Here is a 25,297-nt window from a genome sequence, read left to right as displayed (position 1 = left end):
GGTGGCAACTGGTATGTTTATGTGGATACGCTGTGGATATCCAGACCCTACAATATATTGCCCCCAGGCAAGGCGTTGCGTCAAGATATCGTTCGGCTCGTGTGACGGAGGCGAGTTACCGTTGCGTCAGCACAACGATAAAAAATTTTCACAAACCGGCGTCTGCGGCGGCCGCACAGGGGCGACTCAGGCGTGCGTCAGCTTCGGGCGGCCTGCCAGGCGCGGGGATCGTCGAGGAACGATTCGACGCCGTCGAGCGTGGCGGCGTCAAAGCTGCCCTGGGCGCGCGCCTCGGCCAGCACGTCGCGCCAGGTGCAGAGGTAATGCAGCGCCACGCCGTGGTCGCCCAGCGTCTGTTCAGTTTCGGGGAAGATGCCGTAATAGAAGATGACGGCGGTGTGCCCGCAGGTGGCACCGGTGTCGCGGATGGCGTCGACGAAGCTGAGCTTGGAGCCGCCATCGGTGGTCAGATCCTCGACCAGGAGCACGCGATCGCTATCGGTCATCGCGCCCTCGATCCGGGCGTTGCGGCCATAGCCCTTGGGCTTTTTGCGCACGTAGGTCATGGGCAGGGCCATGCGTTCCGCCACCAGCGCGGCGAAGGGGATGCCGGCGGTCTCTCCCCCGGCGATGTTGGTGAAGGCCTCGAAGCCCGCATTGCGCATCACGGTGATGGTCAGGAAATCCATCAGGGTGGAGCGGATGCGCGGGAAGGAGATGAGCTTGCGGCAATCGATATAGGTGGGGCTGGGCAGGCCCGACGCTAGCGTGAAGGGCTCATCGGCATTGAAGTGCACGGCCTCGATCTCCAGCAGCATCCGGGCGGTTAGGCGGGCGATCTCGGCTTGGTCGGGATAGGTCGAGGGGATCATGCGGTTGGTCCTTGGTGGAAAGCGCCGGAGCCTCCGGCGGGGTTATTTGGGGCCAGAGGAAGGATCAGGTGACGCGCCAATGCAGCGGCATTTGCGCATCGAACAGGGTGACGGGGCCGTCTCCGGTGTCGATCTTGGGCGGATAGGCGACAGGGTCGCCCTTGGTCAGCGTGATCGTGTCGGTGCTGACGGGCAGGCCGTAGAAGGCGGGGCCGTGTTCGGATGTAAAACCGGCGAGGCGATCCAGCGCGCCTTCCTGTTCGAACACCTCGGCGAGGATCGAGAGCGTGTTGGTGGCGGTGAAGCAGCCCGCGCAGCCGCAGGCCGATTCCTTGTTCGGGTCGGTGTGCGGGGCGCTGTCGGTTCCAAGGAAGAAGCGAGCGTCGCCCGAGGTGGCGGCGGCGCGCAGGGCGAGGCGGTGTTCCTCGCGCTTGGCGACGGGCAGGCAGTAATAATGCGGTTTGATGCCGCCTACGAGGATGTGGTTGCGGTTGATCACGAGGTGATGCGTGGTGATGGTGGCGCCGAGGTTTTCGGCGTTCGATTTGACGTAGTCCACGCCTTGCTGCGTGGTGATGTGTTCCATGACGATGCGCAGGCCGGGCGTGGCGCGGCGGAGCGGATCGAGCACGCGGTCGATGAACACCGCCTCGCGGTCGAAGATGTCGATGTCGGCGTCGGTCACCTCGCCATGTACGCAGAGTGGCATGCCGATCTCGGCCATCTTTTCCAGCACCGGGCGCACGCGGTCGAAATCGCGCACGCCGGAAGCGGAGTTGGTGGTGGCACCGGCCGGGTAGAGCTTGACCGACGTCACAAGGCCCGAGGCGTGGGCGGCGGCGGCATCCTCGGGATCGGTTTCCTCGGTCAGGTAGAGGGTCATCAGCGGCGTGAAATCCATGCCGGCGGGCAGCGCATTCATGATCCGGTCGCGGTAGGCGGCGGCGTCGGCCCCGGTGACCACGGGCGGCACGAGGTTGGGCATGATGATGGCGCGCCCGAAATGGCGTGCCGTCTCGGGCAGAACGGCCCGCAGCACCGCGCCGTCGCGCAGGTGCAGGTGCCAGTCGTCGGGGCGGGGGATGGTCAGGGTCCGGCTCATGGCCCGAGGGCTTACAACAGCCCGCGCGGCTGCGCCAGTGGCTCAGACGGTGGATCAGTCGATTTCGCGCGGCGGCATCGGCATGCCCTGTTCCTCGGCTTTGTCGTAGGCGGCGCGGACAGCGCGTCGGAAGCGCGGCCCGGGCGTGGTGCGCATTACGTGCTGGGCCAGGCGGGCGGTCAGGTAGTGACGGCCGTCATCTTCGAGCCGGGTCACCAGCGCCTTGAGATAGGGGACATCCGTGTGCCGCGCCCGGTAGAGCCGGGCGAGGCTGGCGGTGTCGAGCTTGCCGGCGCTGAGTTGGGCGATGAAGCGCAGGAGGATGTTCATGCGCATCAGACCGCGATCGAGGCGCGGCCCCATGTACCGCATCCGGTAGCGGCTGACGTTGCTGCGGGCGAAGAGGGCCGCATGCATCGCGTCTTCCTCGATGTCGGGGTCGTAGAGGATCACGGCGCGGTCAGCGGCGTCCAGCATGTCGGGTGCATAGCCGTAACGGGACGTGAAATCGAGCTTGCGGCTACGGCGGAACCGTTCGTCCCACTCGCTCATGCGTGGGTCGAGCGTGGCCTGGGGCTGAATCGCCAGCACGCGGGCGCCGGGGGCCGCCACGGAAAACGCGGCGGCGGCATAGCCGGCAGGGCCGGCCCCGTAGAAGATCACCTGGTCGAACTCTTCGAAGAAGCCGTCGTCGATCAGCCGGTCGAAAAAGCCGAAGACGCGGCCCTCGCGGAACCAGCTGTCGGTCTGGCTGGCCAGGCAGAGGTGCGACCAGCCAAGCGCGCGGCCCAGTTGCCACCCCAGCGGCTGGGCCTCGGGTGACGTCACGCGCAGGGCGGGGAAGGCCTCGAAGGTGACCAGTAGCGTCGGCGTGTGCTCGATGAAGATGGCGGCATGGGCATCACCCAGGCGCTCGACATAGCCGTCGGCATCGGCGGCGTCGTCCAGCTTGTCCAGCCAGTCTTCCCAGTCCAGCCCGGACAGGGATGTATCCAGCGCCTTGGGATAATCTGCGCTCATGCTCGGACCTCGAAGCTCGGAGTTTCCCCGCTTGGCACGGGTTATTGGAATGTATGCTAGGGGGCAATAAGGGCAAAACTTTGGAAAATTAATGGGGTTTGTGCGGGGCGGCGGCGTGCCGCGCCCGGGGGGCTGGGCCTTGACGACGCGCGGATGCCGTGCAGTTCTGCATGGGCAAGGGAGGCCGTGCATGAGTGAACTGACATCCATCGACGACGTGGAGGCGATGCTGGCCGGGCAGGATTATGTCTGCGGGCGCAGCCTTGCGACGGTTGTTTTCCTGGGACTGCGCCTGGGCCGGCCACTGTTCCTGGAAGGCGAGGCGGGCGTCGGCAAGACCGAGATCGCCAAGGCGCTGGCGGCGGGGCTGGGGCGCAGGCTGATCCGGCTGCAGTGCTACGAGGGGCTGGATGCGTCCAGTGCTGTCTACGAGTGGAATTTCGCCGAGCAGATGATCGCTATTCGCGCCGCCGAGGCCAGTGGCGGCGTGGACCGCGAGCGGCTGACAGACGAGTTGTTCACCGAGGATTTCCTGATCGAACGCCCTCTTTTGCAGGCGATGCGCCCGCAGGAGGGCGGGGCGCCGGTGCTGCTGATCGACGAACTCGACCGCACCGACGCGCCTTTCGAGGCGTTCCTGCTGGAGGCGCTGAGCGATTTCCAGGTGACGATCCCGGAACTGGGCACGATCCGCGCGCCCGAGCCGCCCATCGTGGTGCTGACCTCGAACCGCACGCGCGAGGTGCATGACGCGCTGAAGCGGCGCTGTCTCTATCATTGGGTCGACTATCCCAGTTTCGATCGCGAGATCGAGATTTTGCAGGCCCGCGCCCCTGAGGCGGCGGAAATGCTGAGCCGCGAGGTGGTGGCGTTTGTCCAGAAACTGCGCACGGAAGACCTGTTCAAGAAACCCGGCGTGGCCGAGACGATCGACTGGGCGAAGTGCCTGGTGGCGCTGGACGTGATGTCGCTGAGCCCCGAGGTGATCGCCGACACGCTGGGCGCGATTCTGAAATACCAGGACGACATCCAGAAAATGCAGGGGTCCGAGGCCAAGCGTATCCTCGACGAGGCCAAGGCAGGGTTGGAGCCGGCATGAGTCTTCCTCTGGCCGGAAATATCCCGGGGGTTTGGGGGCTGCCCCCCAATTTGACGAGTGTTTGGGGGCTGGCCCCCAACCGGGACGGTTGATGGAATACCCCGACCTCGACCTGCCGGAGCATCCCAAGCTCGGCCACAACATCACCCATTTTGCCCGCGCGCTGCGCAAGGCCGGGGTGCCGGTGGGGCCGGGGCGGGTGATCGACGCCATTCGCGCGGTCGAAGCGGCGGGGTTCACCTCGCGATCCGATTTCTTCTACACGCTGCGCGCCTGTTTCGTGTCGCGCCCCGAGCACCGGGCGGTCTTTGCCCAGGTCTTCCGCCTTTACTGGCGCGACCCGCGCTACATGGAGCACATGATGGCGATGATGCTGCCCGCCATCCGCGGCGTGCAGGAGGACCGCAGCGCGCAGGCGGCCGAGAAGCGCGCGGCCGAGGCGCTCTTGGACGGTATAGAGCCCGAGATGCCCGAGGCGGACAGCCAGGAGGCCGACGAGGAAACGCAGATCGATATCGACGCGTCCCTGACCATGAGCCGCGAGGAACGGCTGCGGACCCTGGACTTCGAACAGATGAGCACCGCCGAGATCGCCCAGGCCAAGCGGATGCTGGCCAGGCTGAGCCTGCCGGTGAAACCCTTCGCGTCGCGCCGAGGGATACCTGCCACGACCGGCACGCGGATCGACGCGCGCAAGACCCTGCGCGCGGCCATGCGGAAGGGGGGCGAGATGCGGCGCATCCACGTGCGAAAGCCGCGTCCGCGCTGGCCCAACCTGGTGGTGCTGTGCGATATTTCCGGCTCGATGAGCCAGTACAGCCGGATGGTTCTGCATTTCCTTCATGCCGTGGCGAACGAGAAAGGCGCGGGCTGGGCGGCGGTGCATGCCTTCACCTTCGGGACACGGTTGACCAACATCACGCGCCATTTGGCGTCGCGTGACGTGGATGCCGCGCTGGCCGCGGCCGGGGCCGAGGCGCAGGACTGGGAGGGTGGCACGCGGATCGCGGCCTGCCTGCACGCGTTCAACCGCGACTGGTCGCGGCGGGTGACCGGGCAGGGGGCGGTCGTCCTGCTGATCACCGACGGGCTGGACCGTGACGACAGCTTTGACCTGGGCCGCGAGATGCAACGTCTGCACCTGTCGTCGCGACGCCTGATCTGGCTGAACCCGCTGTTGCGCTGGGACGGTTTCGCCCCGCGCGCCACCGGCATCCGGGCCATGCTGCCCCATGTGGACGCGTTTCGGGCCGGTCATTCCATCGCGACGCTGGAAGATCTGGCGGCTGCGATCAGTGCGCCGCACGATAGCGGCGAGAAGGCACGGTTGATGGCGCTTCTCTGAATCCTGCGAACCGGCGGGGTTCCGCCGATGCCGCACCCTCCTTATCGGAACACTCTGGCATGCCGGGCGTTGGGCCGTGACGCCGCACGAGTTCGCGGTATCCGTATCTAGGGAGAGAAGAGATATGCGCCGACTGACGCTGACATCCACCACCGCCGCCATCGCGCTTGCGATCGGCCAGACCGCGCCGCTTCCGCTTGCGGCTCAGACCGCCGCAGGCGACTTGCCCACTTGTTCGGGAAGCTCCGAGTTGCCCTGCGCCGTGCCGGGCCTCGACGTCGTGGTAGAAAACGAAGTTGATCGCCAGACGCTGGCCCTCTGCGGGGCGATCGAAGCCAGTGGCTCTCAGGGCACGGAGGCGTGCAGCGACGCACAGATCAACGAAGTCGTGGCAGACTTGTCTCCAATCGGAGCGGCTGCGGGATCGGAGATGGACGCCGCATCGGAGCAGGCCGAAGAAACGATGCAAACCGCGCAGGCGGATGTCGAGGAAGTCCAACCGAACGTCAATGCAGAAGCAGAAGCAGAAGCCGAGGCCGCCGCCGAAGCCGAAGCCCAGGCCGCCGCAGAAGCCGAAGCCGCGGCCCAAGCTGCCGAACAGCAAGCCGCAGAGCAGCAGGCAGCTGAAGCCGAAGCCCAGGCCGAGGCGGAAGCCCAGGCCGCCGCCGAGGCAGAAGCGCAGGCCGCTGAGGAGCAGGCTGCTGCCGAGGCCGCCGAAGAACAGGCCGCCGAAGAACAGGCCGCTGCCGAGGCCGAAGCGCAGGCTGCGGACGAAGAGGCCGCGCAAGCCGAGGCTGCGCAGCAGCAACAGGACGAAGAGGCCGCCGCCGCGGCTGAGGCCGAGAGCCAGACCGAGGCGCCCGCTGCGTCGGACACTGCCACCGAAGAGACAGAGGAACTGGAGCAGGCGCTCGAGGCCGAGCAGGCCGAGACGGATGCGAACGCTCAGGCCGAAGTTGAGGCCGAGACGCAGGACGCCCCCGCGAGTGCAGAGACCGAACAGGCCGAGAGCGATGCGCCTGCCGACACGGCCCAGACCGAAGAAGATGAGCTGCAGCAGGCGCTTGAGGCGGAAGGGGCCGAGGCGGAATCGCAGGACGCCCCCGCGACCGCGGAGACCGAACAGGCCGAGAGCGATGCGCCGGCCGACACGGCCCAGACCGAAGAAGATGAGCTGCAGCAGGCGCTCGAAGCCGAACAGGCCGAGGGTGAGGCTGAACCCAACGCCCAGCAGACCGGCGAAGCAACCGATTCCGCGACAGACGAACAGCCGACGGAACAGGCCACGACCGATTTGCCTGAACCGCAGATCGATGAAGACCCGGAAGCGCAGGCCCAGGCACAGGCCGAAGCCGCCGCCCAGGTCGAGGAGCAGGCCGCAGCCGCCGCTGCTGCCAACGACGATGCCGAGGCCGTCAGTAGCGAAGAGGTGACGCTTACCGAGGAGAACACGCGCTCGTCCGACGAGGAATTCGAGACGACCGTTGGCGGCGATGCGCAAAACGCGACCAACACCGAGACGGCCCCGGCCGCCGGAACGCCGCGGACCAGCGATGACCGCGACGAGAACCTGCGCGATATCCTGACCGCCGCCGCGGCGATCGGGCTTGGTGCCTATGCGATCGGGCAGGTGACCGACGATGGCGGCACCGTGGTCTCGAACAGCGGTGACCGCGTCGTGGTGGAAAACAACGGTCGGTATCGCATCATCAAGGATGACGACGCGCTTCTGCGCCGTCCGGGTAGCGATGTGCGCGTGCAGACCTTCGACGACGGCTCGACCCGCAACACCGTGACGGCACAGGACGGCACGCAGACCATCACCATCCGCTCCGCAGATGGCCGTGTGCTGCGCCGGACGCAGGTTTATCCCAACGGGGACCAGGTGGTGCTGTTTGACGATACGCGCCAGGTCGAGGCGGTGAACGTGCAGCAATTGGCCGACACCCGTGCACAGGAGTACGACTACACCAACGCGTCGGAAGACGAGCTGCGTACGGCCATCCTGGCCACCCGGGACGCGCCTGCGACACGCCGCTATTCGCTGAACCAGGTGCGGTTCGTGGATGCGGTGCGGCACCAGGTGCCGGTGATCGCGCTTGATACGGTCAACTTCGAGACCGGCAGCGCGGTGATCCGCCCCGAAGAGGCCAGGGACCTTTCGGTGCTCGGCAACGCGATGCGCGACGCCATCGCCGAAGACCCGCGCCAGGTGTTCCTGATCGAAGGTCACACCGACACGGTCGGTCCGGCCAGCAACAACCTGGCGCTGTCCGACCGCCGCGCGGAATCGGTGGCGCTGGCCCTGACCGAGTATTTCGACGTGCCCCCGGCGAACATGATCGTGCAGGGGTATGGCGAAGCGGACCTGAAAATCCGCCAGGCCGGTGACATCCGCGAGAACCGCCGCGCCGCGGTCCGCAATATCACCGGACTGCTGAACGACAGCTGACGTTTGCACTGATCAAACGGAGTGGCCCCTCGCCGATTGGCGGGGGGCTTTTTCGTTGCGGGAGGTGCAGGTCCAGGATTCTTCGTACGAAGAATCTTGGGGCTCGACCGCAGCCGAAATTGCGTTTGTGAAAGCCGGGCACCCGGCCCATATTGGGGCCATGACCTACCGGTTCGACACGATCCCCGAGACAGCACTGGCCTGGCACGAGGCCGGCAAAGGCGCGGCGCTGGCCACCGTGGTGGAAACCTGGGGCAGTGCGCCCCGGCGCGTGGGAAGCCAGTTGGCGATTTCCGGCGCAGGCGAGATCGAGGGATCGGTCTCGGGCGGCTGTGTCGAGGGCGCGGTGGTGGCCGAAGCGCTGGATGCCATCGAGGACGGCACGCCCGTGATGCTGGAATACGGGGTCAGCGACGGCGACGCCTTTGCCGTGGGGCTGGCCTGTGGCGGCACGATCCGGGTCCTGGTAGAGCCGGTGGGCACGGTGATGCCGGTGGAACTTCTGAAGGACCTGGTGCTGGCGCGCGAGGCGCGGGTGCCGGTGGCTTATATCACCGGCATGGAGGCCGAGCGCAGGCTGGTGCGCGAGGGGTACGCAGACCGCTTTCGCGCCGACCGATCGGGGTTCGAGGAGGATGGGACGACCTTCGTGGCGATCCACAATCCGCCGTTGCGGATGATCATCGTCGGCGCCGTGCATATCGCCCAGGCGCTGGTGCCGATGGCGCGGGTGGCGGGATACGACCCGCTGCTGATCGACCCGCGCGAAAGTTTCGGCAGCGAGGCGCGCTTTCCCGGCGAGGTGATCCTGCACGATTGGCCAGACGAGGCGGTGGCCGCCTACGGGCTGGACAGCCGGACGGCCTTGGTGCTGCTGACCCACGATCCCAAGCTTGACGATCCGGCGCTGGAAGCGGCGTTGGCGTCGGATGTTTTCTATATCGGCGCGCTGGGTTCGACCCGGACCCATGCCAAGCGGGTGGCGCGGTTGGAGGAGAAAGGCTTCGGGCCTGACCAGATCGCGCGCATTCACGGGCCGGTGGGGCTGGATATCGGCGCGGCGGGACCGTCCGAGATTGCCGTGGCGATCCTGGCCGAGGTGACGCAAGTGCTCAGGAAAGGCGGATGAAGTTCGGACCGGTCGCGCTGGCGGAGGCGGCGTGCGCGATCCTGGCGCATAGCGAGCATTTGCCGGACGGTCGCCTGCGCAAGGGGCAGGTTCTGACCGAAGCGGATATCGCACGTTTGCGCGCGGCGGGTTTTACCGAGGTAGTGGTCGCCACGCTGGACCCGGAGGACCTGCACGAGGATGCCGCCGCCGCGCGGTTGGCCGAGGCGGTTCTGGACGGCGCCACGGGAATGTCCCTCAGCCGGGCGTTCACGGGTCGGGTCAACCTGGTGGCCGAGGCGCCCGGCGTGGTCGCGGTGGATGCCGCCAAGGTCACGGCGGCCAACATGCTGGATCCGATGATCACGCTGGCCACGGTTGCGCCGTGGTTCCAGACCCATCCCGGCGGGATGGTGGCGACGGTCAAGATCATCTCTTACGGGGTGGCGGCAGAGGCGCTGGCCCGCGCGGCGGAGGCGGCGCGCGGCGCGATCCGGCTGCACCCTCCGCAATACGAGAGCGCCAGCCTTATCGTGAGCGACACGGCGGACGGTCCTGGCCTGCGCGGGGTCGAGGCGATCCGCACGCGGCTTGCGGCCCTTGGAATGCGCCTGAAACAGACGCTGAGTTGCCCGCATGAGGCGCCTGCTCTGGCCGAGGCAATGTCGTCGGCGACGGGGGAGGTGGTGCTGATCCTGACCGGGTCGGCAACATCGGATCCGCGCGACACCGGACCCGAGGCGTTGCGGCGCGCGGGCGGTACGGTGGAACGGTTCGGCATCCCGGTCGACCCGGGGAACCTGCTGTTCACAGGGCGGCTGGGCGCGAGACCCGTGATCGGGTTGCCCAACAGCGCGCGCTCGCCGGTTCTGCACGGGGCGGACTGGGTGCTGGCGCGGGTCGCCTGCGGGGTGCCGATCGGTGCGGCGGATTTCGCGGCGATGGGCGTCGGCGGCCTGCTGAAGGAAATCCCGACGCGTCCGCAGCCGCGCCAGCGGAAACAGGCCGGGTAGGGACGCCGGGCAGGGGCAGGGCCCGCCCGGCGCCCGGGTTCAGCCGTCCAGTTGCGACAGCTTTTCGAGGATGCCGGTCCAGCCCCAGCGATGGCCTTCGCGCTGCTCTTCGCTGACGAAGCGGACCTGGGTCAGTTGCACGCGCGTGCCGCCCGGACCGGGGGTGAAGGTGATGGTGACCTCGCTGTCATCGCGTGACGCGTGGCTTTCCCAGGTGAAGACCAGCCGGTTGGGCCGGTCAATTTCCTTGTAGGTGCCGGTGTGGGGCAGGTCCTTGTCGCCGTTGCGCATGATGATCTCGAACCGTCCGCCCTCGACCGCGTCCGAGGACGCGCGGGGCACCACGGTCTCGCCGGGGCAGATGAAGCGTTTCATGGTGTCGGGGTCGAGCCAGGCATCGAAAAGGCGCTCGGGCGTGGCGTCGATCACGCGTTCGACGGTGAGGGTGAGGTCATTTTCGGTGGCAGTCATGGGTCGGTCTCCTGTGTGAGCAGATGGTCGAGCGCCTCCAGCCGGAGGGCCCAGATCGAACGCAAGTCACGGAACCAGCGGTCGACATGGGCAAGTTCCTCGACCCGCAATTCGATCATGTGCTCGCGCCATTCGGTGCGGCGCGTGACCAGCCCCGCGCCTTCGAGTACCTTGATGTGCTTGGAGACGGAATTGAGGCTTATGTCGAACCGTGCGGCGATGTCGGTCACCCGAAGCGGTCCATGCTGCGCCAGAAGCGTCAGGATGGCGCGGCGGGTGGGGTCGCCTGCGGCCTTGAGGATGTCGGTCAGTCGTTGCTGTGAGTCTTGTTCATCCATATGGGTGAATAACATCGTGCGGGATATTAGTCAACCATTTGGGTGAACGATAGGGCGGCGTCTTCTGCCGCCCGAGCCGATCCGCGAGCGCGCAAGTAAGACGAAGGCAGGGGGGTGGCGCGACAGAAAGTGCCTTCTCAAGTCTGGGGCAGCGTGTTTAACTCGGACCCAGCCAATTAGAAAAGCCAATGGGAGGAGCCGATGGCACAGGTCAAGATGACCGTGAACGGCAAGCCTGCGTCCGGCGAGGTGGAAGGACGCACGCTACTTGTCGATTTTATCCGTGATACGCTGGGCCTGACCGGCACGCATGTGGGCTGTGACACAAGCCAGTGCGGCGCCTGCGTGGTGCATGTGGACGGCAAGGCCGTGAAGGCCTGCTCGATGTTCGCGGCCGAGGCCGAGGGGACGGAAGTGACCACGATCGAGGGTATGTCCGCGGAGGACGGCACCATGACCCCGGTCCAGAAGGCGTTCCAGGAATTCCACGGGCTGCAATGCGGATTCTGCACGCCGGGCATGGTGATGTCGGCGGAGGCGATGCTGAAGGACAACCCGAGCCCGACCGAGGCGGAGGTGCGCGAGTACCTCAAGGGCAATATCTGCCGCTGCACCGGGTATCACAACATCGTCAAGGCGATCCTGGCGGCGTCGGGACAAGACGTCAGCAATATCGCGGCCGAGTAAGGCGTAGGGTGCGTGCGTGCACGCACCGTTTTCAGGGAGGACTAACACATGCCCAAAGATGGTGGCATCGGCGCCAGTTCCAAGCGGCGCGAGGACGTACGGTTCCTGACGGGGGCCGGAAATTATACCGACGACATCAACCTGCGCGGACAGGCCTATGTGCATTTCCTGCGCTCGGACGTGGCGCATGGCACGCTGGACAACGTGGACACCAGCGCCGCCGAGGGCATGCCCGGGGTGCTCAAGGTCTTCACCGGCGCGGATTTCGCCGAGGTGGGGGGCATTCCCTGCGGCTGGCAGGTGACGGACCGGCATGGCGAGCCCATGCAGGAGCCGCCGCACCCGGTGCTGGCACAAGGCAAGGTGCGCCATGTGGGCGACCCCATTGCCGCCGTGGTGGCCGAGACGCGCGAACAGGCGCGGGACGCGGCCGAGGCGATCGAGGTGGACATCAGTGATCTGCCGGCCGTCATGGACATGAAGGAGGCGCTGAAGGATGGCGCCACCAAGGTACATGACGATCTGACGAGCAACCTGTGCTACGACTGGGGCTTCGTCGAGGAGAACAAGGGCGCGGTGGACGAGGCGATCAAGAACGCCGCGCATGTCACGACGCTGGAGCTGGTGAACAACCGGCTGGTCCCGAACGCGATGGAGCCGCGCGTGGCGGTGGGCGATTACAGCCGTGGCACCGATGACAGCACGCTTTACACCACGTCGCAGAACCCGCACGTGATCCGCCTGCTGATGGGCGCGTTCGTGCTGGGTATCCCCGAGCACAAGCTGCGGGTCGTGGCGCCGGATGTGGGCGGCGGGTTCGGCTCGAAGATCTATCACTACGCCGAGGAAGCCTTCTGCACCTTCGCCGCGAAGAAGCTGAACCGGCCGGTGAAGTGGACCTGCTCGCGATCCGAGGCGTTCATCAGTGACGCCCATGGCCGGGACCACGTGACCAAGATCGAACTGGCGCTGGATGCGGACAACAACTTTACAGCCGTGCGCACGGAAACCTATGCCAACATGGGGGCGTATTTGTCGACCTTCGCGCCGTCGATCCCGACTTGGCTGCACGGCACGCTGATGGCGGGCAACTACAAGACGCCCAATATCTATGTGAACGTGAAGGCGGTCTTTACCAACACCGTGCCTGTCGATGCCTATCGCGGCGCAGGTCGGCCCGAGGCGACGTATCAGCTGGAGCGTGTCATCGACAAGGCGGCGCGGGAGCTGGGCGTGGACCCGATCGAGTTGCGGCGGCAGAACTTTGTCACCGAGTTCCCCTATGCGACGCCTGTGGCCGTGGAATATGACACTGGCGATTACAACGCCTGCATGGACAAGCTGCTGGAAATGATCGACATGTCCGGCTTTGACAAGCGGCTGGCGGACAGCAAGGCCAAGGGCAAGCTGCGCGGGCTTGGCGTGAACTGCTATATCGAGGCCTGCGGCATCGCGCCGTCGAACCTGGTGGGGCAGTTGGGCGCGCGTGCGGGGCTCTATGAATCGGCCACCGTGCGGGTGAACGCCACCGGCGGGATCACCGTCATGACCGGCAGCCACAGCCATGGGCAGGGGCATGAAACCTCGTTCGCCCAAGTTGTCGCGGACATGATCGGGATCGACGAGTCGATGATCGAGATCGAACATGGCGACACCGCGAATACGCCGATGGGCATGGGCACCTACGGCTCGCGGTCCATCGCCGTGGGCGGCAGTGCCATGGTCAAGGCGACGGAAAAGATCATCGCCAAGGCCCGCAAGATCGCGGCGCACCTGATGGAGGCCTCTGAGGCCGATATCGAGCTGAAGGACGGCCAATTCAGCGTCGCGGGCACGGACAAATCCGTGGCCTGGGGCGACGTGACGCTGGCGGCCTACGTGCCGCACAATTACCCGCTGGAAGAGATCGAGCCCGGACTGGAGGAGACCGCGTTCTACGACCCGGCGAACTTCACCTACCCGTCGGGCGCCTATGCCTGCGAGGTGGAGGTCGACCCCGAGACCGGCAAGGTCACCATCGAGAGCTTTGCCGCTGCCGACGATTTCGGCAATGTCATCAACCCGATGATCGTTTCGGGGCAAGTGCATGGCGGGCTGGCGCAGGGGATCGGGCAGGCGCTGCTGGAGCAGACCTCCTACGATGCCGACGGCCAGCTGCTGAGCGCGTCCTACATGGATTACGCAATGCCGCGCGCCGATGACGTGCCGTTCTACGATGTCGACCATTCCTGCCAGACGCCCTGCACGCACAACCCGCTGGGTGTGAAGGGCTGTGGCGAGGCCGGGGCGATCGGCAGCCCGCCTTCGGTGGTCAATGCCGTGGTGGATGCGCTGCAACGCGCGGGTCATGACGTGACGCATATCGACATGCCGCTGACGCCCTCGCGCGTCTGGCAGGCGATGCAAGGGTAAGGAGAGAGACAATGTACGCATTCGAAATCGAACGCCCGAGCACCGTGGCAGATGCGGTCGCCCTGCTGAAGCAGAGCGACGAGAACCAGGCGCTGGGGGGCGGGCAGACCCTGATCCCCACGCTGAAGCAACGGCTGGCCGCGCCCGAGGTGCTGGTCTGCCTGAGCGGGATCGACGAGATCAAGGGTGTCTGCACCGATGATGACGGCCGCATCTGCATCGGCGGGGGCACGACCCACGGCGAGGTTGCGGCGGGATCGGGCGCGTATCCGGCGTTGGTCTGGATGGCCGAGAATATCGGCGACCCGGCGGTGCGCAATCGCGGCACGATCGGCGGGAGCCTCGCCAACAACGACCCGTCGGCGTGCTATCCGGCGGCGGTGCTGGCCTCGGGCGCGACGGTGGTGACCAACGAGCGCGAGATCGCGGCCGATGATTTCTTCGACGGCATGTTCGCGACCGCGCTGAACGAGGGCGAGATCATCACCGAGGTCAAGTTCCCGGTGCCGGAGAAAGCCAATTATCAGAAGTTCGAACAACCCGCGTCGCGCTTTGCGCTGGTGGGTGTCTTCGTGGCGAAGTTCGCCGATGGCGTGCGCGTGGCCGTCACCGGCGCGTCGGAAGAAGGCGTGTTCCGCTGGACAGAGGCAGAGGAGGCGCTGAACGGCAACTTCTCGGCCTCCGCGCTGGACGGGCTGTCGGTGCCGGCGGACGGGATGATCTCGGACCTGCACGGCTCGGGTGCCTATCGCGCGCATCTGGTCGCGGTGATGACCCGCCGGGCGGTCGAGGCGGCCTGAGCGCCTTTTAGATCTGGCGCAATGCTATAGCAGCCCGACCTGCCCTTGGCTGGTCGGGCTTTTTTCGGCGTGCCATGTTGGTAAGACGCCGCCGTTCGAGAACAGGCGTTTCGTGCGTTCGACCGCAACTGCTCGCGCAAGAGATGTGCGACACGGAGATGTTCCGAAGTTGTGATAATCTCGGGTCTTCAATTGGGAGACTCATCATGTCGGATTATTTTGATTTAGGCGCCTACTCGCGCCCCGTGACATCGGTTCCCGTTGCCCAGACCTGGTTTGATCGTGGCCTTGTCTGGTTGTTTGCCTATAACCACGAGGAAGCCATTGTCTGCTTTGAGAAGGCGATCGAGGCGGACCCGGAGTGCGCGCTGGCGCATTGGGGCATCGCCTATTGCATCGGGCCCAACTACAATAAGGCTTGGGAGGTCTTCACGCCCGAGGAAAAGGCGCCCGCGCTGGAGCGCGCCCACGCCGCGCTGAAGGCGGGGTTGGCGCTAAGGTATGCAAGGCCGCTGGAACGTGCGCTGCTAGAGGCGCTGGCGTCGCGCTATCCGACCGACCCTGAGATTGAGGATTACCAGCCGTTCAACGACGGGTTCGCCGAGGCGATGCGCCCGGTCTACGATGCGCACAAAGACGACCTCGATGTGGCGTGCTTCTTCGCGGAAGCGCTGATGAACCGCACGCCCTGGCAGCTTTGGGATTTCCAGAGCGGCGTGCCCAACCCCGAGGGCTCGACCGTCGAGGCGATGGCGGTGCTGGAGCGCGCCTTTGCCGAGACGCCCGGCGCGTGGGACCATCCGGGCCTATTGCACATGTACATTCACCTGATGGAGATGTCGCCGCATCCCGAAAAGGCGCTGCGCCATGGGGACCGGCTGACCGATCTCGTGCCCGATGCGGGGCACCTCGTGCATATGGGCACCCATATCGACGTGCTATGCGGCGACTACCAGAACGTGCTGACGCGCAACCTTGCCGCGGCAGAGGTGGACGAGCGGTTCAAGGACTATGCGGGGGCGGCGAATTTCTACGCGCTGTACCGCATCCACAACCTGCATTTTGCCGCCTACGGCGCGATGTTCCTGGGCCAGAAGGCGGCAGCGGTGATTGCGGCGGCGCGCCTGCGTGGCGAGGTGCCGGACGAGGTGGTCAGGTCATACCCTGATATTTTCGAGACCTTCGTGGCCGCCGCCCCGCATGTCTATATCCGTTTCGGAATGTGGGAAGAGATCCTGGAGCTGGAACAGCCCGAGGATACAGAGCTATACGTGACCACGAACGCGCTGATTTACTACGCTAAGGCAGTGGCCCTGGCCAATCTGGGTCGACATGCGGAGGCCGAGCAAACGATGGCGGACTTCAAGGCGGCCTATGCGCTGGTGCCCGACACGCGGATGCTTTTCAACAACACCGCGCGCGATGTGCTGGCCGTGGGCGAGGCGATGATGCAGGGCGAGGTTGCATTCAAATCCGGCCGGCGGGAAGAGGGGCTGGAGCACCTGCGCCGTGCGGTCGCGCTGGATGATGGACTGGAATATGAAGAGCCGTGGTCGTGGCCACAGCCGTCGCGGCACGCGCTGGGCGCGCTTCTGATGGAAGCGGGCAAACTCGAGGAGGCCGAGGCGATTTATCGGGCCGATCTGGGGCTTGATGGACAATTGCCGCGTCCGAGCCAGCACCCGCGCAATGTCTGGGCGTTGCACGGGCTTCACGAATGCCTGCACCGCCGAGGTGAGATGGTGGAAGTGTCGCATGTGAAGCTGCTGCTGGACCAAGCGGTCGCACGAGCGGATATTCCAATTCGCGCAAGTTGTCTGTGCCGCAAGGCCGCGGCCTAACAGGCAGGGGCGAAACATCCTCGGCACATACCCTACGCGCCGCGCGGGGGCTGTGTTGATGCCCTGCCAACCCGGCTGAATGCGTTCGGGCTGTTGGCAGGGCCTACACAGTTCCTTGGCTTATCGTACCCTTGTGGATAAGTGTCACATCCCCGTCACGGAATCGCGCTACGCAAATCGCAAGATGTACCGCCAAATCCAGCACTTGCCAGAGGCGTAACACGATATATAGTGAACTCAATCAAGGGGTGGCTGTCACGCCCCGTACCACAGCATGAGGCGATACGAGCGGGGGTAAGTTAGGCCATGGACGCAGACTTCAGGACGGAATTCGTAAGGGCGCCCTCGGCGCTGAAACATCATCCGGCACTGGTTCTGAATGCCGACTATCGCCCGCTGTCCTATTACCCCTTGTCGCTGTGGCCCTGGCAGGACGCGGTGAAGGCCGTGTTCCTTGACCGGGTGGATATCGTGGCCGAGTACGAAGACACGGTGCGAAGTCCCTCGACCGAGATCAGGATACCCTCGGTCATCGTTCTCAAAGATTATGTCAAACCTCAAAAGCGCGTGGCCTTCACGCGCTTTAATTTGTTTCTGCGGGACGAATTCCAGTGTCAGTACTGCGGAGCGAAGGGGGATCTGACATTCGACCACGTGGTGCCGCGCGCCAAGGGCGGGATCACGTCCTGGGAAAACGTCGTGGCGGCGTGTTCGCCCTGCAACCTGCGCAAGGGCTCCAGAAGCCTGCGGCGCTCGGGGCTGAACCTGCGCAAGCCGCCGCGCGCACCGGCGGCGGAACAGCTGCGCAACCTCGGTCGCAAGTTCCCGCCCAACCACCTGCATGAAAGCTGGATCGACTTCCTTTACTGGGATGCCGAGCTGGAAGCCTAGGGCGCTCTTCTAAAAGATTGACCTGAAACCGATCTGCGTGTTGGCTTTGCCGGACGATACCGGGGAGGGGCACATGCGTCTTGGGATTTATCAATGCGATGCGGGCGGTCTGTCGACAAGTGCGCGGCTGCGCGCGCTGGAGTTGCGGCTGGCGGAGCGCGAGGTCGACCTGATGGTCTGTCCGGAGCTGTTCCTGTCGGGCTACATGGGGGCCGATCACGCGGCGCTGGCCGAACCTGCGACGGGTCCGTTCTTTCAGGATGTGGCAGAGATTGCGAAGCGGCACGAGACGGCCGTGTGTTATGGCTATCCGGAAGTGGCGGATGGTGTCATCTACAACGCCGCGCGGCTGGTCGGTGCCGATGGCGCGGCGCTGGCCAACCACCGCAAGCGGTTGCCGTCGCCGGGCAGTTTCGAGGAAGAGACATTTGCCAACGGGGACAGCCTCACGCTGGTCGATCACGGCGGAATGCGGATCGCGATCATCATCTGCTACGAGGTCGAACTGCCCGAAAGCCTGCGCAAGGCGGCGCAGCACGGGGCCGAACTGGCGCTGGTGCCGACGGCGCTGGTCGATCAATGGGGCGTGGTGGCCGAGAAACTGGTGCCGACGCGGGCCTTCGAGAACGGGCTGTGGCTGGCCTATGCCAACCACGCGGGCGAGGAGGGCGGCGCGCGCTACCTCGGCGGCAGCCGGATCGTTGCGCCGGACGGCGTGGAGGAAGCCGTGGCCGGGGCCGAGGAGACCGTGATTGCCGCCAATGTCGACCCGGAGCGTGTGGTGACGGCGCGCAACCGGCTGCCTTACCTGCGCGATGCGGTCAAACTTTGAAGCTGCTGACATGACAGGGCCTGCATTCGACGACGGCGAGTTGGCGGGCCGCGTGGCACGGTCCTGTGCGGTTCTGAAAGCGCAGGGGCTGGACGGGCTGCTGATCTCGGTACCCGAGAGCATCTACTGGCTGACCGGCCTGGATCATTGGGGGTTCTTTGCGGCACATGTCCTGGTACTGAACGCGGATGGCGAAATGGCGCTCGTCTGCCGCGCCATGGAGGGGATCACGGTCGCCAACCAGGTGCGGAACGCGCGGTTCTATGGCCATGCGGACAACGAGGAATTGTCGGACCACGTGCTGCGGGCGATGGGCGATCTGGGTCTCAAGGGCGGGCGCGTCGGGATCGAGAAACGCAGCCTGTTCCTGACGCCGCGCCACGCGGGACGGATTATGCAGGGCGATGCGGACTGGAGCGACGGCTCGGGCCTGATTGACGACCTGCGGCTGGTGAAATCGCCCGTCGAGATGGCCTATACCCGCAAGGCGGCGCGGGCGGCGGACCTTGGCACGCTGGCCGCGATCGAGGCGGTCACGGATGGCGCAAGCGATTACGAGGTGGCGGCGGAATACCACCGCGCGGCGATCCTGGCCGAAAGCGAGTATCCCGGTTTCGGGCCGTTCTTTCGGCCCACGTCTCGGCTGGGCGAAGAGCACACGACGTGGCGCGGCGATGTTTTTCGTACGGGCGACGCGGTTTTCATGGAGACCTGTGGCGCCTATCGCAAATACCAGGCGCCGATGGGGCGGTTGGTCTATGTCGGCGCGGCGCCGGAAGGCGTGGAGCGGTCCGTCGAGTTGGCCATTGATGGCATGAAGGCGATCTGTGCCGCGCTGAAGCCGGGCGGCGTGGCGGGCGACGCCTATGCCGCGTGGCGCGAGGTGGCGGCGGTCGCGGGGCTGGCCGACTATAACCGACACCATTGCGGCTATCTGGTTGGGATCGGCTTTCCGCCAAGTTGGACCGGCGGGTCGATGGTGACCAGCCTCTTTCCCGGCTCCGAGCGCAGGCTGGAGGTGGGCATGGTCTTTCATGCCCACTCCTGGTTCACCAATACGGACGTCGTGGACTACTTCATATCCAACACGGTGATGCTGACAGAGGCGGGCGCCGAGGTTCTGACCGACCAGACGCCGGAGACGTTGATCGTGAGGGGCTAGGCCGGGGTTGCCCCCGGCCCATGCTATGCGCCTCAGGCCGCGCGGTTGCGGCGGCGCTGGCGGCGGGGTTTTTGCGCCGAAGAGGGGGCCTGACCTTGGCCGCCACCCTGGGCGGGCTTGCCGCCACGACGACGGTTGGACCCGTTGCCGCGTTTCTTTGGGCCGCGGCCCGGCTCGAAAGCAGGCGCTGTGCCGCTGGCGACGGGAACGGTGATCTTCATCACCTTCTCGATGTCGCGCAACAGGTCCGCTTCTTCGGGCGCGCAGAGCGAAATGGCCTCGCCTTCGCGGCCCGCCCGCGCTGTGCGGCCGATGCGGTGGACGTAATTGTCGGCCACTTCGGGCAGGTCGTAGTTGACCACGTAGGCGACGCCCGGAATGTCGATGCCGCGTGCCGCCACGTCGGTCGCCACGAGGATGTTGGTGGTGCCGTCGCGGAAGGCCTTGAGCGCGCGGTCGCGCTGGCCCTGGCTCTTGTTGCCGTGGATCGAGGCGGCGTTGAAGCCGTCGGACACCAGCCCCTTCATCAGCCGTTCCGCGCCGTGCTTGGTACGCGAGAAGACGAGGGTCAGGGCGTGCGGGTCGTCGGCCAGGAGTTCACGCAGCTTGGCGGACTTGTCGTTCTTGGCCACGTGGTGCACCGACTGGGTGATCTTGTCGGCGGCCTTGCCCGGGGGCGAGACCTGCACCCGGCGGGGGTTGGTCAGGTAGGCGGCGGAGATCTCCTCCATCTGCTTGGGCATGGTGGCCGAGAACAGCATGGTCTGGCGCGGGCTGCCGAGATGCGGCGCGATCTTGCGCAGGGCGTGGATGAAGCCCATGTCGAGCATCTGGTCGGCCTCGTCCAGCACGAGGTGACGCGCGGTGGACAGGTCGAGCGCGCGGCGCTCCATCAGGTCGATAAGGCGGCCCGGCGTGGCGACGAGGATGTCGGTGCCGCGCGACAGAAGGCTGATCTGCTTGCCGATGGACTGACCGCCGACGACGGTGACGACGCGCAGCTTGGTGCCTTTCGTGAGACCGCGCAGCGACTCGGCGATCTGGTTCACCAGCTCGCGCGTCGGGGCGAGGATGAGGGCCTTGACGGTCTTCTCGGCCGGTTTGCCGGGCGCATCGAGCAGGTGCTGGATAAGCGGCAGGCCGAACGCCAGCGTCTTGCCGGTGCCGGTCTGGGCGAGGCCCATGACGTCGTGGCCTTCGAGGGCCAGGGGAATGGCCTTGTTCTGGATGGGCGTCGGCTCTGTCAGGCCGGCGGTCTTGAGGGCGGTGTTGAGTTCGGGCGCGAGGCCCAGCATGTCGAAATCGTACAAGTCGTATCCTTTGCGGGCCACGCGGCGTCGTGCCGGTGACCAAGAGACATGGCCCGCACGGGATGCGCGGGCGCAAGGGTTGCGCGAACACTTTAAGAAGGAGCGGGCGGATCCCGCGCCATCTGGCGCCGCATCAGAAACCCTGCGTGATGGGGGAACTGGAAAATCAGGCTGGTTGCTGGTTCGGGCGGTTCACCCGGCTCACGCGCAATCGCAGCGATGAGCGACAGATGGGGGATCGGGGGCTAAGTGTCAAGCAATACCTAAAGCGTTTCGCCTTACCCTGATCCATCAGCGAAAGGCGAAACGCTTTAGAATTTTCGGAATTGCGGCAGTGGGTGATGCGTGGCGGGCGCGGCGAAGTCGGGTGCGAGCCCGTTTCTACCCCCTACACGGCCAGTTTCGTCGTCTACAGTCTTCGTTTGTGATATAAACTGGTCCAAGGATGGTATGAATGCGGAAAACAAAATTCGTTCTTGCTTTCTTCGTGGCCATGCTTGCGCAGCAAGCTGATAGTTTTGGAAAGCGATCAGAACGAGATCAGGCAAGAGAACAGCACGTCTCTCAAGACGGCGCAATGTACGCCACATTCAAAACTCCGACGGGCCAAAGCATCGCATCGAATAATCGGATTTCAGGGAAGTGGTACCATGCGATAAGTTGCCCTGCTTGGTCCGGTCGCTACATCTACCACATACGCCAATACCCTGGCGGGGCACTTCAGGGGTTTTCTGTTGGGATAAGCTTTGGGGCGAAGGGACGCTCGAGCGAGATAATCGCAGGGAAAGCATTGGATGGAAAGTTTGAGTTCATGGAGCGTGAGGATGCGACCTTCATTGCGGTTTACAATGGTATGGTCGTGGAAGACGGCGCGAAACTGTCAGGCACCTATATCAACTCAAGATCAGGGGTACCATGCCACTTTGTAATGAAACGGTTCTAAGGGCGGAAGAACTTTCATTTCATTAGAGGCAAGGATCAATCAGATATCCGCTTCGTCCCGCGTAGCAGACATTGAGTGGCCAATGAAAAAGGCGCCGCGGGATGCCCCCGGGCGCCTTTCTATTGGGTGCGCATCGCGATCAGCTCTTGGCCGGTTCGTTCGCGGGGGCAGGCGCCGGCGAGGCCGCTTGCTGGGCCGGGGCGGCTTGTTTCTTTCCGCCGGCGTTGAGCGGGTCGTCCTGACGTTGCACCGAACCCTCGAAATGGGCGCCGGATTCGATGGCGATGGTTTTGTGGATGATGTCGCCTTCGACGCGGGCGGTCGAGGTCAGGCGCACTTTCAGGCCACGCACACGGCCGACGATGCGGCCATTGATCACGACGTCATCGGCGATGATTTCGCCCTTGATCGTGGCGCTTTCGCCGATGGTCAGCAGGTGAGCGCGAATGTCGCCCTCGACAGTGCCTTCGACTTGCACGTCGCCGGTGGTCTTGAGGTTTCCTGTGACGTGAAGATCGGGCGACAGGACCGAAGCGGGGGGCTTGGCCTTGGGGGCCGCGGCCTTGAACTCGCCACTGCTGGGTTTCTCGGTGGTGTCCTTGCGCGGTTCGGCCGGCGCGGCGGGTTTGGCCGCAGAATCCGGCTTTGGCGCGGGGTCGTTGATTTTGCTCTTAGAAAACATCTCTTGCAGCCTTGATGTAGATCATGGGGTTGACGGCCTTGCCGCCGACACGGACCTCGTAGTGTAGATGGGTGCCGGTGGAACGTCCAGTGCTCCCCATATCACCAATTCGATCCCCGCGCGAGACCCTTTGGCCCTTCCGCACGTGCAGCTTGGACATGTGGGCGTAGCGCGTCTCGATTCCGAACTCGTGCTGGATCTTCACAAGGCGGCCATATCCCGACTGCCAGCCGGCGTGAACGACCACGCCATCGGCGGTGGAAAAGATCGGAGTACCATGCGGCGCGGCGAAATCGGTGCCGGAATGCATCCGGCCCCAGCGCATGCCGAAGCCAGACGTGAAGCGGAAGGACGACCTGACCGGCATCGCGAAGGGCGCCTTCTGGGCGGCGATGCGATACAGGTTCAGCTTGTCCATGCCCTGAAGGATGCCGTTCGCGCGGCGGGTATCAGCCGAAGGGTCTTCGCCCCGGGTCGAGAAGTTGAGCGGCATCAGGGGGCCGCCCTGGCCGGAATATCCCGAGCGCACGGTGTCCAGGAGCCGATCGGGGTTCATGCCGGCGGCGGTGAACATCTTGTCCAGCGGCTCGACCGAAATCGTCATAGCCTCTTCCAGTTGGCGGAAAATCTGGTCGTTCTGGTCCTGCATCAGCTGGATCTGGGTGGCCATCTCGTCGGCCCGCAAAAGCGCATCCTGCGCGTCGGCGGTGACCTGGTCGCGCTCTTGCGCGGTGGCGGCAAGCTGGGACGACAGGAACTCTACCATCGGGTCCTCGCCCGCGCTGCCCGATTGGCCGGGTAGGGGCGTGTCGCCGGAATTGTCGATTGCTTCGGCAAGCTGTGCGGCCTCGTTGCGGGCGCTGTCACGATCTTTCATGGTGCGGCGCAGGGTCGACTGGATCACCTCGATCCCGGTCTCAAGCTCGCGCCGGCGGGTTTCGGAGGTCAGGAGTTCGGTCTGCATCACCGAAATCTGTTCCAGCGCCGAGTTGAAGCGGTTCTGGGCCGCCAGCGCCTCGTCGGCGCGCTTGTCGCGTTCGTCTTCCAGCGCGTTCAGCCGGGCTTCATAGGTGCGCTGGTCGCGCTTGGCCTGCTCGCGGAAATTGCCCGATCCGATCGAGTCCATCACCAAAACGGCGGTGGCGATGATTGCCCAGGCCACGATGGCAGAGGCGCCGGTGAAGGCGATAAGCTGTGTCGCGGGCCGCAGCCGGATGAAGCGGGTGTCTGTGTCGGACCGCAGGAAAACGCGGCGTTCCGGAAAGTGTTTTTCCAGGATGTGGTTCAGCTTGATCAAAAATCGTCTGCGCAAGATTGAGTCCGTCCCTTTCAACCTCTCCCAATGTCGATGCTCAAACCTGTGCCGCGTTCTGGGGTGCGACAGTGTCCATTCTAGGCCGGATGGTCCGGTGGCATCGTCCGGGGTTGGGTACACAGGCCTTCACTATTGGGCAAGGATTTTGACCGCCCATCGCGGGCCGATCGGCGATTTGGCCCGGAACTGGCAGAAAATTGCCGATTCTTAAGGGCTTGATGGCATGAATGCGCTATCAAGCCCCGGTTTTGCGCTCTGCCAAGGGCCAGTAAAAGTCGGGGGAAGGCCCGCTTCGGCGCGTTTTTCCTCGTTGAAGGGCGGCTTCAGGCCCCCGTGGAAATAGCGGCGGACAAGGTCGTGGAAGGCGTCCTTGGGGTCCATCTCGTGCCGGCCGCAGAGGAAGTGAAACCACTTGGAGCCATAGGCGACGTGCCCCACTTCCTCGGCGTAGATCACCTTCAGCGCCTCGACCGTCCGGTCCTCGCCGGCGGTCTCGAACAGGTCGATCATGCCCGGCGTCACGTCGAGACCGCGCGCCTCGAGCACCATGGGCACGACGGCGAGGCGGCCCATGAAATCCTCTGCAGTATCCTCGGCGGCGCGCCACATGCCGGCATGGGCGTCGAGTGCGCCGTAGTGGCTGCCCTTCGCCTCCAGGCAGTCACATACCAGGTTGAAATGCTTGGATTCCTCGTCAGCCGATTTTACCCAGTCGTCGTAGAATCCGAGCGGCATCTTCGTGTCGGTGAAGCGCGCGATGATGTCCCAGTGCAGGTCGACGGCATTGAGTTCGATATGGGCCACCGCGTGAAGAATCGCCAGCCGGCCAGGCGCGGTGCCCGGGCGGCGGCGCGGCACGTCGCGCGGGTCCAGCAGGCGGGGCAAGTCGGGACGCGCGGGCCTTGGCGGCGGCGTGGCGTGACCCACCGGCAAATCCTGTCCGGCCGCGCGGGCGGCGAACCAGGTTTCAGCATGGCGTCGCGACAGCGCGGTCTTTTCGCGCCCGTCGGCGGTGGACAGCACCGCGACGGCCATTGCGGCAAGGCTTTGGGATGTCAAAGCGCGCGCACCGCGTCCAGCACCTCCTCGGCGTGGCCGTCGACCTTCACCTTGGGCCAGATCCGGGCGATCATGCCGTCCTGGTCGATCAGCACGGTCGTGCGCTCGATCCCCATGAAGGTCTTGCCGTACATCTTTTTTTCCTTCCAGACGCCGTATTCCTCGCACACATGCGTATCAGCGTCAGACAGAAGGGGAATGCCCAGCTCATGCTTGTCGCGGAACTTGTCGTGCTTGGCCACGGTATCCTTGGAAATGCCGAAGATCTTTGCGCCGACCGCGTCGAACTCTTCAACGAGGCCGGTGAAGGCAATGGCCTCCTTGGTGCAGCCGGGCGTGTCGTCCTTGGGGTAGAAATACAGGACCACCGGCGCAGGGCGCTGATCGGACAGGGTGACAAGGTCGCCGCCGTCGCGCGGCAGGGCAAAATCGGGGGCCGGTTGACCGGTCTCGAGCATGCGAATTCTCCAATGAGTAAAAAGTGAGTTTCAAATTAACGCGTGAGCGGCAAGAATAAAGACGTGGGAGCAGGCAAAAGCGCGG

At 65.1% G+C, this 25,297-nt stretch carries 22 protein-coding genes and 1 pseudogene; 13 read left to right on the top strand and 10 right to left on the bottom strand.

The genetic code is table 11. The features are described 5' to 3' along the window. Positions 1-197: 197 nt before the first annotated feature. The 3 genes from PVV74_RS01760 to PVV74_RS01750 form a co-directional block, all read right to left on the bottom strand. On the bottom strand, positions 198-872 hold the full coding sequence (locus PVV74_RS01760) for an orotate phosphoribosyltransferase (protein WP_103761479.1): 675 nt from the start codon (positions 870-872) through the stop codon (positions 198-200). A gap of 64 nt (positions 873-936) precedes the next feature. Further along, on the bottom strand, positions 937-1,974 hold the full coding sequence (gene pyrC, locus PVV74_RS01755) for a dihydroorotase (protein ID WP_274592022.1): 1,038 nt from the start codon (positions 1,972-1,974) through the stop codon (positions 937-939). A gap of 54 nt (positions 1,975-2,028) precedes the next feature. Then, positions 2,029-2,994 (bottom strand): phosphoadenosine phosphosulfate reductase, encoded by a 966-nt coding sequence (locus tag PVV74_RS01750; RefSeq protein ID WP_274592021.1) that lies wholly within the window; start codon positions 2,992-2,994, stop codon positions 2,029-2,031. A gap of 190 nt (positions 2,995-3,184) precedes the next feature. Here PVV74_RS01750 and PVV74_RS01745 point away from each other — a divergent pair, with 190 nt between their 5' ends. The 5 genes from PVV74_RS01745 to PVV74_RS01725 all read left to right on the top strand — a co-directional run bounded on the left by PVV74_RS01745 (position 3,185) and on the right by PVV74_RS01725 (position 10,011). Further along, positions 3,185-4,093 carry an AAA family ATPase gene (locus PVV74_RS01745; RefSeq protein WP_274592020.1) on the top strand — a complete coding sequence of 303 codons (909 nt, stop codon included), beginning with the start codon at positions 3,185-3,187 and terminating at the stop codon, positions 4,091-4,093. A 91-nt stretch (positions 4,094-4,184) separates the two neighbouring features. Further along, positions 4,185-5,438, top strand: coding sequence for a vWA domain-containing protein (locus PVV74_RS01740; RefSeq protein ID WP_425061875.1), 1,254 nt, complete (start codon positions 4,185-4,187; stop codon positions 5,436-5,438). Positions 5,439-5,562: 124 nt separating this feature from the next. Beyond that, the gene (locus PVV74_RS01735) at positions 5,563-7,890 is read left to right on the top strand and encodes an OmpA family protein (RefSeq protein WP_274592018.1); all 2,328 of its coding nucleotides are present in this window, start codon (positions 5,563-5,565) and stop codon (positions 7,888-7,890) included. 160 nt (positions 7,891-8,050) lie between these two features. After that, the gene (locus tag PVV74_RS01730) at positions 8,051-9,019 is read left to right on the top strand and encodes an XdhC family protein (protein WP_274592017.1); all 969 of its coding nucleotides are present in this window, start codon (positions 8,051-8,053) and stop codon (positions 9,017-9,019) included. Continuing rightward, a complete protein-coding gene (locus PVV74_RS01725; protein WP_274592016.1) occupies positions 9,016-10,011 on the top strand; it encodes a molybdopterin-binding protein in 996 nt (331 codons plus the stop codon). The genes PVV74_RS01730 and PVV74_RS01725 overlap by 4 nt, the downstream gene beginning before the upstream one ends. A gap of 39 nt (positions 10,012-10,050) precedes the next feature. Here PVV74_RS01725 and PVV74_RS01720 read toward each other — a convergent pair whose 3' ends face one another. Beyond that, positions 10,051-10,482 carry an SRPBCC family protein gene (locus PVV74_RS01720; protein WP_274592015.1) on the bottom strand — a complete coding sequence of 144 codons (432 nt, stop codon included), beginning with the start codon at positions 10,480-10,482 and terminating at the stop codon, positions 10,051-10,053. Beyond that, a complete protein-coding gene (locus tag PVV74_RS01715) occupies positions 10,479-10,820 on the bottom strand; it encodes an ArsR/SmtB family transcription factor (protein ID WP_103761471.1) in 342 nt (113 codons plus the stop codon). Before PVV74_RS01715 ends, PVV74_RS01720 begins: the two co-directional genes overlap by 4 nt. Positions 10,821-11,021: 201 nt before the next feature. Between PVV74_RS01715 and PVV74_RS01710 the strand changes: the two genes are divergently transcribed. From PVV74_RS01710 to PVV74_RS01680, 7 genes are all read left to right on the top strand, one after another. Further along, positions 11,022-11,507: a (2Fe-2S)-binding protein gene (locus PVV74_RS01710; protein ID WP_274592014.1), complete on the top strand. Its 486-nt coding sequence runs from the start codon at positions 11,022-11,024 to the stop codon at positions 11,505-11,507. Positions 11,508-11,555: 48 nt separating this feature from the next. Next, positions 11,556-13,919, top strand: a complete 2,364-nt coding sequence (locus PVV74_RS01705; protein WP_274592013.1) for a xanthine dehydrogenase family protein molybdopterin-binding subunit — start codon at positions 11,556-11,558, stop codon at positions 13,917-13,919. An 11-nt stretch (positions 13,920-13,930) separates the two neighbouring features. Then, entirely contained in the window at positions 13,931-14,719 is a 789-nt protein-coding gene (locus PVV74_RS01700) for an FAD binding domain-containing protein (protein ID WP_103761468.1), read from the top strand. Positions 14,720-14,925: 206 nt separating this feature from the next. Next, positions 14,926-16,560, top strand: a complete 1,635-nt coding sequence (locus PVV74_RS01695) for a hypothetical protein (RefSeq protein ID WP_274592012.1) — start codon at positions 14,926-14,928, stop codon at positions 16,558-16,560. Between the two features lie 306 nt (positions 16,561-16,866). Next, on the top strand, positions 16,867-17,451 hold the full coding sequence (locus PVV74_RS01690) for an HNH endonuclease (RefSeq protein ID WP_103761466.1): 585 nt from the start codon (positions 16,867-16,869) through the stop codon (positions 17,449-17,451). A 73-nt stretch (positions 17,452-17,524) separates the two neighbouring features. Further along, a complete protein-coding gene (locus PVV74_RS01685) occupies positions 17,525-18,283 on the top strand; it encodes a nitrilase-related carbon-nitrogen hydrolase (RefSeq protein ID WP_274592011.1) in 759 nt (252 codons plus the stop codon). Positions 18,284-18,293: 10 nt separating this feature from the next. Then, positions 18,294-19,445, top strand: a complete 1,152-nt coding sequence (locus PVV74_RS01680; RefSeq protein ID WP_274592010.1) for a M24 family metallopeptidase — start codon at positions 18,294-18,296, stop codon at positions 19,443-19,445. Positions 19,446-19,477: 32 nt separating this feature from the next. On the opposite strand, the gene PVV74_RS01675 is transcribed toward PVV74_RS01680, so the two are convergent. Next, a complete protein-coding gene (locus PVV74_RS01675) occupies positions 19,478-20,755 on the bottom strand; it encodes a DEAD/DEAH box helicase (RefSeq protein ID WP_274592009.1) in 1,278 nt (425 codons plus the stop codon). 454 nt (positions 20,756-21,209) lie between these two features. On the opposite strand from PVV74_RS01675, the gene PVV74_RS01670 reads away from it, so the two are divergent. Next, positions 21,210-21,698 carry a hypothetical protein gene (locus tag PVV74_RS01670; RefSeq protein ID WP_274592008.1) on the top strand — a complete coding sequence of 163 codons (489 nt, stop codon included), beginning with the start codon at positions 21,210-21,212 and terminating at the stop codon, positions 21,696-21,698. Between the two features lie 139 nt (positions 21,699-21,837). Here the strand turns inward: PVV74_RS01670 and PVV74_RS01665 are convergent, their stop codons facing one another. The 4 genes and pseudogenes from PVV74_RS01665 to bcp form a co-directional block, all read right to left on the bottom strand. Next, entirely contained in the window at positions 21,838-22,380 is a 543-nt protein-coding gene (locus PVV74_RS01665; protein WP_103761463.1) for a bactofilin family protein, read from the bottom strand. Then, positions 22,370-23,692: a M23 family metallopeptidase gene (locus PVV74_RS01660; protein ID WP_274592007.1), complete on the bottom strand. Its 1,323-nt coding sequence runs from the start codon at positions 23,690-23,692 to the stop codon at positions 22,370-22,372. Before PVV74_RS01660 ends, PVV74_RS01665 begins: the two co-directional genes overlap by 11 nt. Before the next feature lie 238 nt (positions 23,693-23,930). Then, positions 23,931-24,730: pseudogene (locus PVV74_RS01655) on the bottom strand (ferritin-like domain-containing protein). Between the two features lie 20 nt (positions 24,731-24,750). Continuing rightward, entirely contained in the window at positions 24,751-25,212 is a 462-nt protein-coding gene (gene bcp / locus PVV74_RS01650) for a thioredoxin-dependent thiol peroxidase (protein WP_274592006.1), read from the bottom strand. Positions 25,213-25,297 lie beyond the last annotated feature (85 nt).

Source organism: Roseovarius sp. SK2 (genome assembly GCF_028807495.1).
Taxonomy (GTDB): Bacteria; Pseudomonadota; Alphaproteobacteria; order Rhodobacterales; family Rhodobacteraceae; genus Roseovarius; species Roseovarius confluentis.
This window is presented reverse-complemented; position numbering and strand designations above follow the sequence as displayed.

Excerpts from the sequence above, each read along its gene's own strand:
- PVV74_RS01760 (WP_103761479.1), bottom strand. The coding sequence starts at position 872 with ATGATCCCCTCGACCTATCCCGACCAAGCCGAGATCGCCCGCCTAACC.
- pyrC (WP_274592022.1), bottom strand. The coding sequence starts at position 1,974 with ATGAGCCGGACCCTGACCATCCCCCGCCCCGACGACTGGCACCTGCAC.
- PVV74_RS01750 (WP_274592021.1), bottom strand. The coding sequence starts at position 2,994 with ATGAGCGCAGATTATCCCAAGGCGCTGGATACATCCCTGTCCGGGCTG.
- PVV74_RS01745 (WP_274592020.1), top strand. The coding sequence starts at position 3,185 with ATGAGTGAACTGACATCCATCGACGACGTGGAGGCGATGCTGGCCGGG.
- PVV74_RS01740 (WP_425061875.1), top strand. The coding sequence starts at position 4,185 with ATGGAATACCCCGACCTCGACCTGCCGGAGCATCCCAAGCTCGGCCAC.
- PVV74_RS01735 (WP_274592018.1), top strand. The coding sequence starts at position 5,563 with ATGCGCCGACTGACGCTGACATCCACCACCGCCGCCATCGCGCTTGCG.
- PVV74_RS01730 (WP_274592017.1), top strand. The coding sequence starts at position 8,051 with ATGACCTACCGGTTCGACACGATCCCCGAGACAGCACTGGCCTGGCAC.
- PVV74_RS01725 (WP_274592016.1), top strand. The coding sequence starts at position 9,016 with ATGAAGTTCGGACCGGTCGCGCTGGCGGAGGCGGCGTGCGCGATCCTG.
- PVV74_RS01720 (WP_274592015.1), bottom strand. The coding sequence starts at position 10,482 with ATGACTGCCACCGAAAATGACCTCACCCTCACCGTCGAACGCGTGATC.
- PVV74_RS01715 (WP_103761471.1), bottom strand. The coding sequence starts at position 10,820 with ATGGATGAACAAGACTCACAGCAACGACTGACCGACATCCTCAAGGCC.
- PVV74_RS01710 (WP_274592014.1), top strand. The coding sequence starts at position 11,022 with ATGGCACAGGTCAAGATGACCGTGAACGGCAAGCCTGCGTCCGGCGAG.
- PVV74_RS01705 (WP_274592013.1), top strand. The coding sequence starts at position 11,556 with ATGCCCAAAGATGGTGGCATCGGCGCCAGTTCCAAGCGGCGCGAGGAC.
- PVV74_RS01700 (WP_103761468.1), top strand. The coding sequence starts at position 13,931 with ATGTACGCATTCGAAATCGAACGCCCGAGCACCGTGGCAGATGCGGTC.
- PVV74_RS01695 (WP_274592012.1), top strand. The coding sequence starts at position 14,926 with ATGTCGGATTATTTTGATTTAGGCGCCTACTCGCGCCCCGTGACATCG.
- PVV74_RS01690 (WP_103761466.1), top strand. The coding sequence starts at position 16,867 with ATGGACGCAGACTTCAGGACGGAATTCGTAAGGGCGCCCTCGGCGCTG.
- PVV74_RS01685 (WP_274592011.1), top strand. The coding sequence starts at position 17,525 with ATGCGTCTTGGGATTTATCAATGCGATGCGGGCGGTCTGTCGACAAGT.
- PVV74_RS01680 (WP_274592010.1), top strand. The coding sequence starts at position 18,294 with ATGACAGGGCCTGCATTCGACGACGGCGAGTTGGCGGGCCGCGTGGCA.
- PVV74_RS01670 (WP_274592008.1), top strand. The coding sequence starts at position 21,210 with ATGCGGAAAACAAAATTCGTTCTTGCTTTCTTCGTGGCCATGCTTGCG.
- PVV74_RS01665 (WP_103761463.1), bottom strand. The coding sequence starts at position 22,380 with ATGTTTTCTAAGAGCAAAATCAACGACCCCGCGCCAAAGCCGGATTCT.
- bcp (WP_274592006.1), bottom strand. The coding sequence starts at position 25,212 with ATGCTCGAGACCGGTCAACCGGCCCCCGATTTTGCCCTGCCGCGCGAC.